The organism is Chthoniobacterales bacterium (assembly GCA_018883245.1).
Lineage (GTDB): Bacteria > Verrucomicrobiota > Verrucomicrobiia > Chthoniobacterales > JACTMZ01 > JACTMZ01.
In genome coordinates, this window is sequence record VEQL01000036.1 from 13,993 (window position 1) to 28,167 (window position 14,175).

General features: G+C 60.2%; 13 protein-coding genes and 1 pseudogene. 10 read left to right on the forward strand and 4 right to left on the reverse strand.

Features of this window, described 5'->3' with window-relative positions:
* The first annotated feature begins 680 nt into the window (after positions 1–680).
* The 7 genes and pseudogenes from FGM15_11130 to FGM15_11160 all read left to right on the forward strand — a co-directional run bounded on the left by FGM15_11130 (position 681) and on the right by FGM15_11160 (position 6,908).
* Entirely contained in the window at positions 681–1,475 is a 795-nt protein-coding gene (locus FGM15_11130; protein ID MBU3666411.1) for a polyprenol monophosphomannose synthase, read from the forward strand.
* Positions 1,476–1,708: 233 nt separating this feature from the next.
* Positions 1,709–2,193: pseudogene (locus tag FGM15_11135) on the forward strand (hypothetical protein).
* Between the two features lie 272 nt (positions 2,194–2,465).
* Positions 2,466–3,536, forward strand: a complete 1,071-nt coding sequence (gene rfbB, locus FGM15_11140; protein MBU3666412.1) for a dTDP-glucose 4,6-dehydratase — start codon at positions 2,466–2,468, stop codon at positions 3,534–3,536.
* A gap of 31 nt (positions 3,537–3,567) precedes the next feature.
* Positions 3,568–3,939: a four helix bundle protein gene (locus tag FGM15_11145; GenBank protein MBU3666413.1), complete on the forward strand. Its 372-nt coding sequence runs from the start codon at positions 3,568–3,570 to the stop codon at positions 3,937–3,939.
* A gap of 170 nt (positions 3,940–4,109) precedes the next feature.
* A complete protein-coding gene (locus FGM15_11150; GenBank protein MBU3666414.1) occupies positions 4,110–4,652 on the forward strand; it encodes a cytochrome C in 543 nt (180 codons plus the stop codon).
* A gap of 2 nt (positions 4,653–4,654) precedes the next feature.
* Positions 4,655–5,527: a glucose-1-phosphate thymidylyltransferase RfbA gene (gene rfbA / locus FGM15_11155; protein ID MBU3666415.1), complete on the forward strand. Its 873-nt coding sequence runs from the start codon at positions 4,655–4,657 to the stop codon at positions 5,525–5,527.
* A gap of 196 nt (positions 5,528–5,723) precedes the next feature.
* A complete protein-coding gene (locus FGM15_11160; GenBank protein ID MBU3666416.1) occupies positions 5,724–6,908 on the forward strand; it encodes an AI-2E family transporter in 1,185 nt (394 codons plus the stop codon).
* On the opposite strand, the gene lpxK is transcribed toward FGM15_11160, so the two are convergent.
* Positions 6,884–8,086: a tetraacyldisaccharide 4'-kinase gene (gene lpxK, locus FGM15_11165; protein ID MBU3666417.1), complete on the reverse strand. Its 1,203-nt coding sequence runs from the start codon at positions 8,084–8,086 to the stop codon at positions 6,884–6,886. The genes FGM15_11160 and lpxK overlap by 25 nt on opposite strands.
* 6 nt (positions 8,087–8,092) lie before the next feature.
* A complete protein-coding gene (locus tag FGM15_11170) occupies positions 8,093–9,118 on the reverse strand; it encodes a homoserine kinase (GenBank protein MBU3666418.1) in 1,026 nt (341 codons plus the stop codon).
* Here FGM15_11170 and tkt point away from each other — a divergent pair.
* Positions 9,043–11,034 (forward strand): transketolase, encoded by a 1,992-nt coding sequence (tkt, locus tag FGM15_11175; protein MBU3666419.1) that lies wholly within the window; start codon positions 9,043–9,045, stop codon positions 11,032–11,034. The two genes, FGM15_11170 and tkt, sit on opposite strands and share 76 nt — an antisense overlap.
* 176 nt (positions 11,035–11,210) lie before the next feature.
* On the opposite strand, the gene FGM15_11180 is transcribed toward tkt, so the two are convergent.
* Positions 11,211–11,975 carry a transporter substrate-binding domain-containing protein gene (locus tag FGM15_11180; GenBank protein MBU3666420.1) on the reverse strand — a complete coding sequence of 255 codons (765 nt, stop codon included), beginning with the start codon at positions 11,973–11,975 and terminating at the stop codon, positions 11,211–11,213.
* A 43-nt stretch (positions 11,976–12,018) separates the two neighbouring features.
* Here FGM15_11180 and mscL point away from each other — a divergent pair, with 43 nt between their 5' ends.
* Positions 12,019–12,447, forward strand: coding sequence for a large conductance mechanosensitive channel protein MscL (mscL, locus tag FGM15_11185; GenBank protein MBU3666421.1), 429 nt, complete (start codon positions 12,019–12,021; stop codon positions 12,445–12,447).
* 43 nt (positions 12,448–12,490) lie between these two features.
* Positions 12,491–13,942 carry an NAD-dependent epimerase/dehydratase family protein gene (locus FGM15_11190; GenBank protein ID MBU3666422.1) on the forward strand — a complete coding sequence of 484 codons (1,452 nt, stop codon included), beginning with the start codon at positions 12,491–12,493 and terminating at the stop codon, positions 13,940–13,942.
* Between the two features lie 13 nt (positions 13,943–13,955).
* On the opposite strand, the gene FGM15_11195 is transcribed toward FGM15_11190, so the two are convergent.
* A partial coding sequence (locus FGM15_11195; protein MBU3666423.1) for a riboflavin synthase occupies positions 13,956–14,175 on the reverse strand: 220 nt, incomplete at its 5' end.

A 14,175-nucleotide genomic window follows, 5' to 3' on the forward strand; every position in this document is an offset into this window, starting at 1 on the left:
CAAATTCATCCCCAACGGCCATGCAGACTTACATGCGCGTGGCGGGCATTTCCCATGTGCTGCTCGACAAACAGGATCCTTTCACGCCGCAAGAGATTCAGAATGCCTTCGCACAGGTGTATCCGACGGGATTCGACTCGGAATACATCCGAGTGTTGGAAAACAAGGACTCGTTGGCACCGGCATTCATTGCGCGCGAATATCTGGCCATGGATCCGGGAACCGAGACATTGGCCCCGGCATTCCTCGACGCCGCCGGACGGATCAACGCGGCACCCATCGAACTTGCGCAGAACGAGCGGACCTTCCCGTTCCTTGCCGGGGCCGGATCGGCGCAAGGCGGCATGCAGATTGCGCAGAAATACGCGCAGGCTCCGGGTGCGCCCTTCCGGCGGGTGCCCTTTGCCGTGCCGCGCGACAATCCTTCAAAGATGGTTTTCGATCCCTACGGCTCACGAGAGGGGTGGCTTGTCGTCACGGAAGCGTGGCACCCGGATTGGCGGGCTTACTCGGATGGAACCGAAATCCCGGTTTACAAGGCGTTCGGCGGCTTGATGGCCGTGCCGCTGACCCGGACGCAGGGTCCGATCGAGTTCGTGTTCAGCCCGCCTCGCTGGTATGACTTGTGCGTCTGGATCTCGGGAGTCTCGTGGGCCGGGGTGCTGGGCATGCTGCTCATCATGCCGCTGCCATTCGTTCCGCGCCGCTGGAAAAATTGGTGGGCGGGTGCGGACAAAAATACGCCAGTCCTCAAGCCGCAGGCCAGTGCGGTCAACAAAGCCGTGGTTGTCATTCCCACATATAACGAGCGCGAATCAATCAACAAGGCGCTCGATATGGTGCTCAATCTGCCGCGGAAGGTCGATGTGCTGGTGGTGGATGACGGGTCGCCGGATGGGACAGCGGATGTTGTCCGTTCGCGGCCGGAATTCAACAAGAGGGTCTTTCTCCTCGAGGGCAAAGGCAAAGCCGGGCTCGGCACGGCCTACCGCCGCGGATTCCAGTGGGCTACCAAGAACAAATATGAGGCTGCCATCGAGATGGACGCCGACCTTTCGCACGATCCGGCGGACATCCCGAAATTGCTGGAGACGCTCGAAAAAGGCGCGCACATCGCGGTCGGGTCACGCTACCTCGGAGGCATCTCGGTGCTCAACTGGCCGCAAAGCCGTCTATTTATCAGCACATTCGGCGGCTTCTATGTGCGCGCGTTGACCGCGCTCCCGATGAGCGACCCGACCAGCGGCTTCAAGGCGATTCGTGCGAATGTTTTGCGCGATTTGGACTGGGACAGAGTGAAAGCCGAGGGTTATGCGTTCCAGATCGAATTGCACCACACGGCTTGGAAGCAGGGATACACGATCAAAGAAGTGCCGATCGTCTTCACCGAACGCCGCGAAGGCGACTCCAAGATGTCCACGGCCATCTCCCTCGAAGCCGCGTGGCGTGTCCTGAAGCTGGCAGCGGTGAGCTAAACAGCTAAGGCTGAGATCTAAGGCCTGAGTCGGAGTCGAAGACGGAGACAGGCGCTAGCTAAACCTGAAGTATTATGCGGGTTGGGGGGAAATGGTCTGAGCGCCTCCTCAGTGTCTTTGTGTCTCCGTGAGAAAAACATCCAGGAAATAGCTTCTCACGGGGGCACGGAGTCACAAAGGGGCTGAGAACTTCATCAAAGAAGTTGTCTGAGGAAATGCAGCAGGTCGTCAGAATGGAATGTTTAGTCGAGGTGGCGGAAGCTCTTGCTCTGCATGATGTGCGCTATCTTTTCGCGGGGGGATGGCGGTCCTGGCGCATGGATATCTCAGGACCACGATGGATATAGATATTGTGGTCCGTCTCACCGCAGACAAGGTTCGAGCGGCATTCAGGGCGCTCGAGACCATTGGTTACCGTCCCCGCCAACCCATCACTGCAGATCAGTTTGCCGGCGCAGAGCTCCGCGAATCTTGGCGGAGAGAAAAGCATATGCTCGTGCTTCAATTTTGGGCTGACGACAAACCCGGCGCGCACGTCTTTGTTTACGAGCCTTTCGATTTCGAGACCGAGTTCGGTCAGGCTTTGGTGGAGAAAGTCGATGGCGTGACAGATGCGCGCTTTGTCAGCGTTGAGACACTGCTTGATATGAAGCGCGATGCCGGTAGGGATAAGGACCTGATCGACATCGAGGCTTTGAACCGACTCTACGAAGCATGAAGCGCCGCAAACATTCCGACGACCCGTGGTTCTACTGCACCTCTGAGGGAGCGGAGATTTCGCATCTGCTGCAAATCGCAGACATGCCACTAAGCAAGAAATTAGATATGCTTTCGAATTTGGCTGACACGGTGAGCGTCATCACTAAGGCTCGTGAGCGCCGGCTAACCCAGGAGGTTACGCTCAAAGTCGCCGAAAGGCCTGAGCAGTAGCCGTCCACCAGCGCGCTGGCCAAACTCGCCACTAATCGCACGTCACTCGTCACTTTCTCTATGAACCTTCTTGTCACTGGTGGTGCCGGATTTATCGGCGGCAATTTTGTCCGCCTCGCGCTAAAGAATTCCGACTGGAATGTCGGAAAGCTGGTCAATCTCGACCTGCTGACCTACGCCGGCTACCGCGGATCGCTCGCCGATCTCGATGACGATGCCCGGCATGTCTTTGTCGAGGGAGACATTGGAGACACAGCGCTCGTCGCAAGGCTACTCTGCGAGCATCGGATCGATGCGGTCTTGAACTTTGCCGCCGAATCGCATGTCGACCGTTCCATTGATTCGCCCGAGCCATTCATCACAACCAATGTCTTGGGAACGCAACGCCTGCTCGATGCCGTGCGTGCCTACTGGAAGGAATTGGATGGGCATCGGAAATCACGTTTCCGTTTCCTGCATGTCTCGACGGATGAGGTCTACGGGACGTTGCAACAAGGGGACGCGGCGTTCACCGAACTCACGCCATACGCTCCCAACAGTCCCTACGCTGCCAGCAAAGCGTCGAGCGACTTTCTCGTCCGCGCTGCGTTCCACACGCACAAGATGCCTGTGGTCACGACCAACTGCTCGAACAACTACGGGCCCTACCAGTTTCCGGAGAAATTGATCCCGCTAATCATCCGCAATGCCATGGAGGGCAAGTCGCTGCCCATTTACGGCAAGGGCGAAAACATTCGGGACTGGCTCTTTGTCGAGGACCACTGCCGCGCCATTTGGACCGTGCTGAAGGGCGGTCAGCTCGGTGAGACTTACAATATCGGAGGGGCCGCCGAAAAAATGAATATCGACGTGGTAGATGCTATCTGCGCCTTGCTCGACGAATTGCGTCCGGATGCGGCCGGGCCGCATGCGCGCTTGAAGACTTTCGTCACAGACCGCCCGGGGCACGACCTGCGTTACGCCATGGATTTCTCCAAGCTGACCCGCGAGCTTGGCTGGCGGCCGAGCGAGTCTTTCGAGTCGGGCATACGCCGCACTGTGGAATGGTATTTGGCCAATGATGCATGGTGCAAAGCCGTCGAGTCGCGAGGCTACAGTCGCGAAAGGCTTGGACTGGAAGGCAAGGGCTGAGGCTTGAGTTTGAAACTTGAGTGAAAGGGTGATGAGCGGTTCAAGGAGCGATGAGATGCGGGCACGGACCAAGCGTTTTGGTGGTTCAGCTGTTCGATTATTTGTCTCGCTCGATAAGAACAGGGAGGAACTGCGGATTCTGGGTAAGCAGATGCTCCGGGCGGGCACATCGGTTGGGGCGAATTACCGGGAAGCATCCAGAGCACGCAGCGACAGCGAGTTTGTTGCTAAGATCGAGTTGTGCACCCAAGAGGCGGATGAGACGCAATATTGGCTGGAATTGCTCCGAGATGATTGCGGTCTGCGATCCGCTGAGCTCGAAAAAATCTGGAGCGAAGCAGATGAATTAATTCGCATCTTCATAACCATGTCGAAAAATACGAAAGCTAGAAACCAGGGCTGAAGCTTTATTGTTAAACGTGAAGAAAATGCTGAGGTTCGAGTGTGAGACTTGAGTGAAAGGGTGGCGGCCTTTGGCCGCATTGGTATTATTCAGCTTTCAAACTCAAGCTTCCTTTCTCAGCGATAATTCACTCAGCCTTCAAGTCTCATCCTTCATCCCTAGTCGTTCCTATGCCTATCTACGAATACTACTCCGCCGATACGCACAAAATTTACAGTTTCTACGCCCGCAAACTCGTCGGCCCGGATGTTGTGCCGCGTTGTCCGGACGGCGATGGTAAAAAAATGGAGCGGGTCTTGTCACCGTTCGCTATCACTGGTCGCGCGAAGGAAAAGACCGATGAGCCCGGTGGCGAGGGGATGCCGGATCTCGATCCACGCCAGGAGGCCGAGATGATGAAGCTGGCCGGGGAGATGTCGGGAATGGACGAGGAAAACCCCGATCCGCGGCAACTCGGACGCCTGATGCGGCGGATGATGGATATCACGGGCGAAAAAATGCCCGAACCCATGCTCGAGATGTTGGCCCGCATGGAGAAGGGCGAGGATCCGGAAAAGCTCGAGGAGGAATACGGTGACGTTCTCGATGATGACTCGATGGGTGATTTGGGAATGGGCAAAGGAGAAGGAGAAAAAGGCGGTGCGGGTGCCCTAAGGCGCCGGCTTCCCCCGCGGCGGGATCCGACGCTATACGAGATGGCGGAATACCTCTGATTATGGGCAAGACTCGCAAAGGAATTGTTTTGGCTGGTGGAAGCGGCACAAGGCTGCACCCGTGCACTTCGTCCATCTCGAAGCAATTGCTGCCGGTCTTCGACAAGCCGATGATCTACTACCCGCTGTCCGTGCTGATGCTCGGCGGCATGCGCGAGATCATGGTTATTTCCACACCGCGGGATCTGCCGCGATTCAAGGAGTTGCTCGGGGACGGCTCGGCTTTCGGTGTCGAATTCACCTACGCCGAACAGGCGAGCCCGGACGGCTTGCCCCAAGCTTTCACCATTGCGGAGGATTTTCTCGGCGGTGCGGCATCGTGTCTGGTGCTGGGGGACAATTTGTTTTACGGCGCGAGGCTGAGCGAAAGTATCCGGGCGGCCTCAAACTCGCCGGGCGGGACATTGTTCGCCTACCACGTGTCCGACGTGCGGGCTTACGGAGTGATAGAGTTGGATGAAGCGGGGAAGGTCTTGTCGCTGGAAGAGAAGCCGCCGCATCCGAGGTCCGGTTATGCGGTGCCCGGGATTTATTTCTTCGACGAGCGCGCGCCCGAATTCGCGGCATCGCTCAAGCCTTCCAAACGGGGCGAGACGGAGATCCTCGATCTCGCGCGTTGCTACTTGCAGGAGGGTTCGCTGCGCGCGGAAAAATTCGGTCGCGGCACGGCGTGGCTCGACACAGGCACGGCGGAGTCGTTGCTCGATGCCGCGTCTTTTGTCCACGCCATCCAGTCCCGGCAGGGGTTGATGATCGCCTGCTTGGAGGAAATCGCCCTGCATCATGGATGGTTGACAAAGGATCAGCTGCGCGAGCGTGCGCATGCTTTGGGTAAATCAACATACGGCCATTACCTTAGAAAAATAGCAGAGTAGCTCTGCCCCGGTCCAAGGGCCCGGAGTCCGTCTGGAACCATCCGAAACAGGATGGCATCCGGGTGGTTCCGGGCCTTTGCTTTTGCGCCCGAACGGGCCGGATAAAGCGCAAACTTTTCCGCCGGTGCGTCCTTCAGACTCGAGGCCGTCAATTTTGGTTTTTCACCGGGCGGGTGTTGCTTCAGCATGCACGGTGATGGCCAACGAACAAATTCGAGCTGGAGCGAGCAACTGGCAGCGGACGTCCTGGTATGCCGCTCTGACGGCGGCTTCCTTCGTTGTGATCCTCGCCGTCGTTGTTGCTGCTGTGTGGATTGTTGTTGAAACGGTTGCGTTCCTGCAACCGCTCCTCATTCCGGTGGTTGCCGCCGTTGTCTTGACCTACTTGCTTTCGCCCGCCGTGGACAAATTGTGCAGTCTCGGTTTTTCACGGCTCTGGGCCGTGATTGCGCTTTTCGCAATCATTGCTTTCGGGGCAGCGGGTATCGCCTTGTGGGTCGGGCCGGCCGCGTGGAACCAAGCCTCGCATTTCAGCCAGACCCTTCCCGAGCAGGCTTCAAGGGGACAGAAATTGCTGCTTTCCACCCTGGAGTGGGTGCGTGATATCCAACAAAAGTTCGCGCCGCCGCCGGTTTTATCCGACGAGCGCACTGTCCGCGACGAATTGTGGGCGGTTGCGGGTGGCTACGCGCAAAATCTGATCGCCTGGCTGCAGGAGCGGTTGCCGTCGATCGTGTCCAGCGTTCTTTCCTTCCTTCAACGCAGCGCAGGCGGCTTCCTCGGGGTGGCGGGCGCCGCCGTCAGTCTGTTTCTCGTGCCTTTGTTCCTTTTTTTCTTTCTCAAAGACTCGGCTTCTTTCGCCCGTGATTGGAAAAAATACATACCTTTGCCGGAATCGCGCCTGCGCAGCGAGGTCGCCTCGCTGGTCGAGGAGATCAACGGATATCTCATCCGCTATTTCCGCGGTCAGTTTGCGGTTAGCCTGATCGACGGTGCGCTCATCGGGATCGCTCTCTGGGTCATGGGCTTGAATTTTGCTTTGCTTATCGGTTTGGCGGTGGGTGTGCTCGCGCTTATCCCCTATGTCGGCCTGATCATCTGCTGGGTTCCGGCCGTGCTGATCGCCGTGGCGCAGTTCGGCGACTGGACTCACCCAATCATTGTGACCGCCATTTTCGTCGGCATGAGCAACATCGAGAGTTTTTTCATCGCCCCGCGGATCGTGGGTGATTCCGTGAGCCTGCATCCGCTCACCGTGATTCTTTCGGTGCTCGTGTGGAGTCTGGTTCTCGGCGTGGTGCTGGGGTCGTTGCTGGCTGTTCCGCTCACTGCGACCATCAAAGTCCTCTTGCAGCGCTACGTTTGGGGGCGTGCGGTTTGAGGAATTTTGCCCGCGTCGATTTCGCCTGCCAAGTGCGACAGGAGACTCTCCCAGTGTTCCCGACCCCTCAGAATTTCGATTTCCACCCGAAGGAAAAGCATGGGCACCGCGGGATCATCGATCTCGGGGAAGCGAACGGCGTCCTTTTCCGTCGTGACCAGCGCATCTAGCGAACGCCGGTCGCACCACTCGAGGAACCGGAGGATCTCCTTTTTGGTGAAACGGTGATGGTCGGCGAATCCCTTGGTAATATCCACCTTGGCGCCGAGGCGCCGCACGCCCTCTTCGAAGCTCTCCGGGCGGGCGATGCCGCTCATGGCGCCGACGTGCCGCCCCTTGAGATGGTCCAAGGGCAAAATCTCACCCGTGCAGATATCCTGCCAGTGCCGCGGGGCGTGATTGCATTCGATGATTGCCGCGGTGCGGTTGAGCCGGCGGATCCTTTCGATCAGGGCGCGGTCGGGCTCGGGTCCGCACTTCGTCATGATGATGTAGGATGCGCGGCGGAGGTTGGACGGGGGCTCCCTGAGGGTGCCGCGGGGGAGAAGGTGCTCGTTGCCGAACGGTGCCTCCCGGTCGATGAGAACGATGTCGGTGCGGTGCCGTAGGCGCTGGTATTGCAAGCCGTCGTCGAGCAGCAGGATATCGCTGTCGAAGTTGCGCAGGGCGTGCATACCGCTTTTGACGCGATCTTTGTCAACGATGACGCAGACGCCCGGCAAATTCTTTGCCAGCATGTGGGGTTCGTCGCCGGCGTGTCTCGAGTCGAGCAGAACGCTTTTTCCGTCCGAGACGATGCGCGGCGGAAACAAGTCGCGGTTTTTCAGCAGACGGTTGCGCAAACGTTGGCCGAAGGGGCGTGGCACGCTCTTGTAGCCGCGGCTGAGTATGGCAACGCGGCGTCCGCGGCGGCACAGTTCGCGCGCGAGCATTTCCGTCACTGGAGTTTTGCCGGTTCCTCCCACCGTCAAATTTCCCACGCTGACGACGCGGCATCCGAGTTCCTGCGCCCGGAAAAATCGCCCCCGGTAAAGCGCGAGGCGTGTTTGCACGAGCGCGGCATAGCCACGGGAGAAAATGCCGAGGACGAACTTGAGCGCGTTGGCGCGCCCGCCCTCGCGCCGCTCGAGGATGACATCGACAGCGTAGCGTTCGAACCGCTCGAGGACGACGCGCATGCGGTGTCAGTTCTCGATCGTGACGCCGGTGTTGTCGGCGCGCAGCACGAAGGTTTTGGCCGAAGGCAGCGCGGTGCGCATGGCGTCGGCAACCTTGTCCGGATTTTCAAGGGTCACGCATGCCACCGCGGATCCGGAGCCGCTGAGATATCCGTCGAGGGCCCCGGCGGCCACGCCCGCCAGAACTGCGGGACGCAGATGGGGATTGGCGCTTTCGCGGTGGGGTTCGTGCATCCAGTCTCTCATCGCGCCTCGCAGCAGCCGGTATTGACGCGAGGCGAACGCCGCGGTGATGAATGCGGCGTGCGCGGTGCTCATGGCGGCTTCTTGCAGCGGGATATTCCGCGGCAGTGCGCGGCGGGAATCGTCTGTGCCGACTTCGTTTTCGGGCACAAGAAGAACGAAGGCCAGTTCCGGCGATATGTCGCAGCGGAAGTAGTCGGCGTCGGGCAGGGCGGCGGTAAACCCTCCGAACGCCGCGGGCGCTGCGTTGTCCGGATGGCCCTCCAAGCGTGCGCAAATCCTGTAGAGCGCATCGGCACCCAGTGGGGTTCCGGCCAGTTTGTTGAGTCCGTGAAGCAGCCCGAGTCTCAGGGCCACGCTGCTGCCGAGTCCGCGCGAAACGGGAATTTCCGGCGAGATCGACCAGCCGAACTCGAAAGGCGGGACATTCGCCGCGGCGAAAAATGCCGCGGCGGCTTCATCGGCCATCGGGTGCGCTGCAGCCTTTTTGTCACCCGCCCAGACGCCCACGCGGGCATGCAGTTGCAGGGCCACGCCGAGACAATCGAATCCAGGTCCGAGGTTGGCGCTGGTGGCGGGGACGCGCACGACGACTTTGCTCATACGATCGCCGGTGATTTTGGCGCAAATTCGCATTTCTTGCATCAGAATTCCCGGGACCCCGAGAGTTTGCTTGCGCCGTTTGGCGTATTCCGGCGACAACAAAGGTTCATATGAATTTACCACAGGATGTTTTGGCTTTGGCTGCGCGGGATGCCCGCGGGTTGGCCATCGATGCCGTTGCCGCATGCAAATCGGGTCACCTGGGACTGCCTCTTGGGTGCGCGGAGATCGGAGCGGTGCTCTTCGGGGCCGCGTTGCGATACAACCCGCGGGAGCCGCGCTGGCTGAACCGCGACCGCTTTGTCCTGTCGGCCGGTCACGGCAGCATGTTCCTTTATGCCTGGCTTCATCTTGCGGGATATGACTTGCCGTTGGATCAGGTCAAAAAGTTCCGTCAACTCGGCAGCATCACGCCCGGGCATCCCGAGTTCCGTGAAACCCCCGGCGTGGAATGCACCACTGGCCCCTTGGGTCAGGGTGTGGCCAACGCCGTCGGTCTGGCGGTGTCGGGGAAGATGTGCGAGGCGCGCTTCAACACTCCGCAGCACCGGATCTTCGGCCACAAGGTGGTTTGTTTGGCCGGAGACGGGTGTTTGCAGGAAGGCGTTGCGGCGGAGGCCTGCTCGCTTGCCGGGCACCTGCAGCTCGACAACCTCATCCTGATTTATGACTCCAATGACGTGACGCTCGATGCCATGGCGCTCTTCACGCAGAGTGAAGACACCTTGGCGCGCTATCGTGCCTACGGCTGGGATGTGCAAGAGGTGGACGGGCAGAACATGGCCGATTTGTTTGCGGCTTACCGCAAGGCGTCCGCGGCGACGGGCAAGCCCCAGTTGATCGTGGCCAAGACGCTCATCGGCAAAGGCATTCCCGAGGTGGCGGGAACGAGCAAAGCGCATGGCGAGGGAGGCGTGGCTTTCGCCGACGCGGCGCGCAAGGGTTTGGGGCTTCCGGAGGAAAAATTCCATGTTTCCCCCGAGGTGCGCGAATACTTTGTGCGGCACGCGGCGAAGCTCGAAGACGACTGGCGCGAGTGGCAGGCCCAATACAAAGCCTGGCGCGACGGCAACCGCGACCTCGCCAAGGAAATCGACGACTCCTTGGCCGGCAAGTCTCCCGATCTGCTTGCCTGCATACCCGCATATCCCGAAAGTGCGCCGGATATCGCGACTCGCAAAGCGGGAAGCGAAGTCCTGCAGGACGTGGCCAAGGCCATGCCATTGGTCATCAGTGGCAGCGCCGACCTCCACGGGTCCACGCTGAATTACATCAAAGACGGCGGGGATTTCGATGCCCGCAACCGCTCCGGCCGCAACATCCGCTTCGGTATCCGCGAGCACGGCATGGCGGGGATCCTGAACGGTATCGCCTACGACGGAATTTTCCGCGCGAGCGGGGCGACGTTCCTCGTATTCAATGACTACTGCCGTCCGGCCATACGCATCGCCGCCCTCTCGCACTTGCCCGTGGTCTATATTTTCACGCACGACTCGGTCGGTGTGGGAGAGGATGGGCCCACGCACCAGCCGGTCGAAGCGCTTGCCGCTTTGCGGACTATCCCGAACCTTGATGTGATACGGCCGGCCGATCCGGCGGAGACAGCGGGAGCTTTCGCCGCGGCCTTCGAGCGCAACGATGGTCCCACGGTTCTGGCTCTCTCACGGCAGGTCGTTCCGACGCTCCGTGAAATCCCCGACGAGGTCGCGCGGACGGGTGTCATTCGCGGCGGTTATATCGCGCGCAAGGAGACTTCTGCGTTGGAGCTCCTGCTGCTTGCCAGCGGCAGTGAGCTTCAGATTGCCATGGCGGCCGCGGAAAAGCTGGGACCTTCGGTGCGTGTCGTTTCATTGCCTTGCATGGAGCGGTTCGACCGCCAGCCCGAAGCATACCGCAGTGAAGTTATTCCCCCCGAGTGTGCCAAGCGCGTGTCGGTCGAAGCCGGTGTGAGCCAGCCTTGGTTCAAATATTCGGGTCCGGCGGGGCGTGTCGTGTCCATCGACCGCTTCGGCCTGAGTGCACCTGGAGGAACGGTGATGAAAGAGCTGGGCATCAGCGTGGATGCCGTGCTGACCGCCGCCCGTGAGGTGCTTGCAGGCTGACGCACATGTGTTTTCGTGCTTCTCGTCCTCAAGCATACGGTCATGGGCGGCGCTGAGGCGGCGGAGGGGGAATTCGTGCCGCAGTAGGTCATGGATCTCACCGCGTCCGATGAAAGTATCGTGCGTCTGGAATTGCCGGCGAAGGGCGCCTCGATCTTGGTGAAAACGCGCGAGACCTAAAAAAAGAAGGGCACGTTTTCCGCAGCGAATGCGGCTTTCTCCTCGGCGAGGTATTTGCCGGCCAATTTGTCGAAGCCGCCGCCTGATCGGAACTCGGCGAGGAATCTGTTTGCGGCAGCCAGAAGATCCGGATCGTTTTTGCGCAGCGCGATAGCCCACGCTTCCGTCTTCAGCGGCGCGAGCAGAGCCCGTGTCTTGTCCGGGGATCGCCGTGCATTTTGGAACACCGACATCTGGTCGTAGATGAATGCGTCCGCTTTTCCCTGAATGACCTCGAGCACGCAGCCGTTTTCCTTTTCCAAAGTAAGCAGCCGCGCATTTTTCACATTCGCCCGCGCGAAGACCTCGCCCGTTGTGCCTTGTCTGACGACGATCGTCCGTCCCTCGCGGTCCAAGTCGCCGAGTCCTGTGGCCGGGCTCTCTTTTGCGACGAGCAAAGCCAGTCCCGTGGTGAGGTAAGGATCCGAAAAAGCGACCGACTCGGCGCGTTCGGGCGTCGCGGTCATGGAGGAAATGATCGCGTCGATTTTGCCAGACTTGAGCGCGGGGATGAGTCCGGCGAAGGGAATGTTTTCGATTTGAAGCGGCCGCCCGAGGCTGGAGGCCAGGCCTTCGGAAAGTTCCACGCTGATGCCAGCAGGTTTGCCGTCCGGCCCGATGGTTTCAAAGGGAGGGTAGGAGAGGTCCATGCCGATTTTCAGCGGTTCGGCGGCATGCGCAGAGGTCGCGAGAAGTAATATGGCAGCGAAGTGCTTGGTCATGGGATTTTGTCTCGTGTCTTGCCGCCGGCAGCACCTAAAACAAATGCTTATGCTTCAAGAGTTCAAAACATTTATCGCCAAGGGCAACGCCATCGATCTTGCGGTGGGGGTTGTCATCGGTGCCGCCTTCGGGAAAATCGTCAGCTCGCTCGTTGATGACATCATCATGCCGCCCATCGGCCTGTTGTTGGGGAAAGTTGATTTCGCCAACCTTTTCATCAGTCTCGACGGCAAAAGCTACCCCACGCTGGCAGCCGCGGCCGAAGCCGGCGCGCCGACGCTCAATTACGGCAATTTTATCACCGTCGCGATCCAGTTTTTCATCATCGCCTGGGCCATTTTTCTCGTGGTGAAAGCGATCAATGTGCTGAAGCGCGAGGACAAGGCGGCGGCCAATGCGCCTGCCGCTCCCACCGAGGAAGTGAAGCTCCTCACCGAGATTCGCGACAGTCTCAGGCAGCGCGGCAGTTGAGGCGCAGGCTTGCGGCGCGGCGGGCGCCGTGTTTCATGGCTTCATGGCCCATCCGGAACACCGGCCGGTGGTTGTCGTTGCGGGAGCGTCCGGCTTCGTCGGCACGGCGCTTCTGCCTTTTTTGGCACGGACCCGCGATGTCGTCGCGCTGAGCCGCAGCAAAGGTGCGCCTGTCTCCGGGGTGCGGTGGGAAAAATGCGACCTCTTCTCCCTGTTGCAGACAGAGAGGGCGCTGGTCGGCGCGGATTACGCCGTTTATCTCGTCCACTCGATGCTCCCTGCGCGACTTACGCAGGCGCGGTTCGAGGACATGGATTTCATTTTGGCGGATAATTTCGCGCGCTCCGCGGCGAGGGCAGGGGTGAAGCAGATTGTTTATCTCGGCGGCATCATCCCGGACGATGCCCGGCTTTCGCGGCATCTGGCCAGCCGCCTTGAAGTCGAGCGTGTGCTTTCGGCCCGCGGTGTTCCCGTGACGAGTCTCCGAGCCGGCCTGATCATCGGGCCGCGTGGATCCTCCTTCCGGATTGTCATGAGGCTGGTGCGGCGCTCGCCCCTGCTTTTGTGTCCGCATTGGACGCGGTCGATGACGCAGCCCGCTGGGCTGAACGATGTCGTGCAGCTCATCGATTTTTGCCTCGGGCGCACGGATATGTTCGGCCGCGCTTTCGATGTCGGCGGGCCGGACGTGATGTCCTACGTCGAGCTGATGCGCCGCACGGCGGCGCGTCTGGGAAAGCGGCGTTGCATCGTGGCGGTCCCCTTTGTCTCGTCGAGGCTCAGCACCTGGGGGCTGCGCGCGGTGACCGGGGCCCACCGCGAACTGATTGCGCCTCTGGTCGAGAGCTTGCGCCATGCGATGGTGGCCCATTCGCCGACGATGCAGGAACGTGCGGGGATCATTCCGCAGACATTCGACGAGGCTCTCGAAGCCACTTTGCGCGGAGAACAGGAATCGCCCGAGGTCGAGGCCCACTTGCGCCGCCGTCACACTCAAGCGGGGCAGGGGCGCTATGTGTGTTCGATCCAGCGTCTGCCGCTGCCGCCCGGACGCGACGCCATTTGGGTGGCGCGCGAGTATGCAAGATGGCTGCCCCTGCTTTTCCGCTACGTATTGCGGGTCACCGTGGACGAGCATTTGAATTTGGCGTTCCGTCTCACGGGTTTCCCGCGAGCGTTGCTCGAGTTGCGTTATTCGCAGGACCGGTCATCCCCGGATCGTCCGCTTTATTACATCACCGGAGGACTCCTCGCCCGCGAGGCGGACGCCTCCGACGGTCGGGCGCCGGCGCGCCTCGAATTCCGCGAAAGTCCCGACCGGCGCAGCGTGCTGGCGGCGATCTTCAACTACCGTCCGTCGCTGCCGTGGTGGTTTTACCGTCTGACCCAAGCGCCGATCCATCTGCTGGTGATGAAGCTGTTTGCATGGCATCTGGCCCGCCAGCAACCGGTGGCACGTTTTGCCCCCGAGGGCCGGCCTATCGGACAGGCGTGAGCGGTTGCCGCGATCAGGCGCGCGCTGCGAGCAGGCGTTCGACGTATTTCGCCAGGATATCGAACTCGAGGTTTACGATGTCGCCCGGTTCGAGGTCGCCGAGGTTGGTTGCCTCGAGGGTGTGGGGGATGATCCAAACGGAAAAAACGGTGTCATCGGCGGCGGCCACCGTGAGGCTGACGCCGTTGACGGCGATCGAGCCTTTGAAGACGACATAGCGAGCGAACTCGGGT

Coding starts and splice junctions, on each gene's coding strand:
- FGM15_11190 (MBU3666422.1), top strand. CDS start 12,491: ATGGCCCATCCGGAACACCGGCCGGTGGTTGTCGTTGCGGGAGCGTCC.
- rfbA (MBU3666415.1), top strand. CDS start 4,655: ATGGGCAAGACTCGCAAAGGAATTGTTTTGGCTGGTGGAAGCGGCACA.
- mscL (MBU3666421.1), top strand. CDS start 12,019: ATGCTTATGCTTCAAGAGTTCAAAACATTTATCGCCAAGGGCAACGCC.
- FGM15_11170 (MBU3666418.1), bottom strand. CDS start 9,118: ATGCGGCAACGGCATCGATGGCCAACCCGCGGGCATCCCGCGCAGCCA.
- lpxK (MBU3666417.1), bottom strand. CDS start 8,086: ATGCGCGTCGTCCTCGAGCGGTTCGAACGCTACGCTGTCGATGTCATC.
- FGM15_11150 (MBU3666414.1), top strand. CDS start 4,110: ATGCCTATCTACGAATACTACTCCGCCGATACGCACAAAATTTACAGT.
- FGM15_11130 (MBU3666411.1), top strand. CDS start 681: ATGCCGCTGCCATTCGTTCCGCGCCGCTGGAAAAATTGGTGGGCGGGT.
- FGM15_11180 (MBU3666420.1), bottom strand. CDS start 11,975: ATGACCAAGCACTTCGCTGCCATATTACTTCTCGCGACCTCTGCGCAT.
- FGM15_11160 (MBU3666416.1), top strand. CDS start 5,724: ATGGCCAACGAACAAATTCGAGCTGGAGCGAGCAACTGGCAGCGGACG.
- rfbB (MBU3666412.1), top strand. CDS start 2,466: ATGAACCTTCTTGTCACTGGTGGTGCCGGATTTATCGGCGGCAATTTT.
- FGM15_11145 (MBU3666413.1), top strand. CDS start 3,568: ATGAGCGGTTCAAGGAGCGATGAGATGCGGGCACGGACCAAGCGTTTT.
- tkt (MBU3666419.1), top strand. CDS start 9,043: ATGAATTTACCACAGGATGTTTTGGCTTTGGCTGCGCGGGATGCCCGC.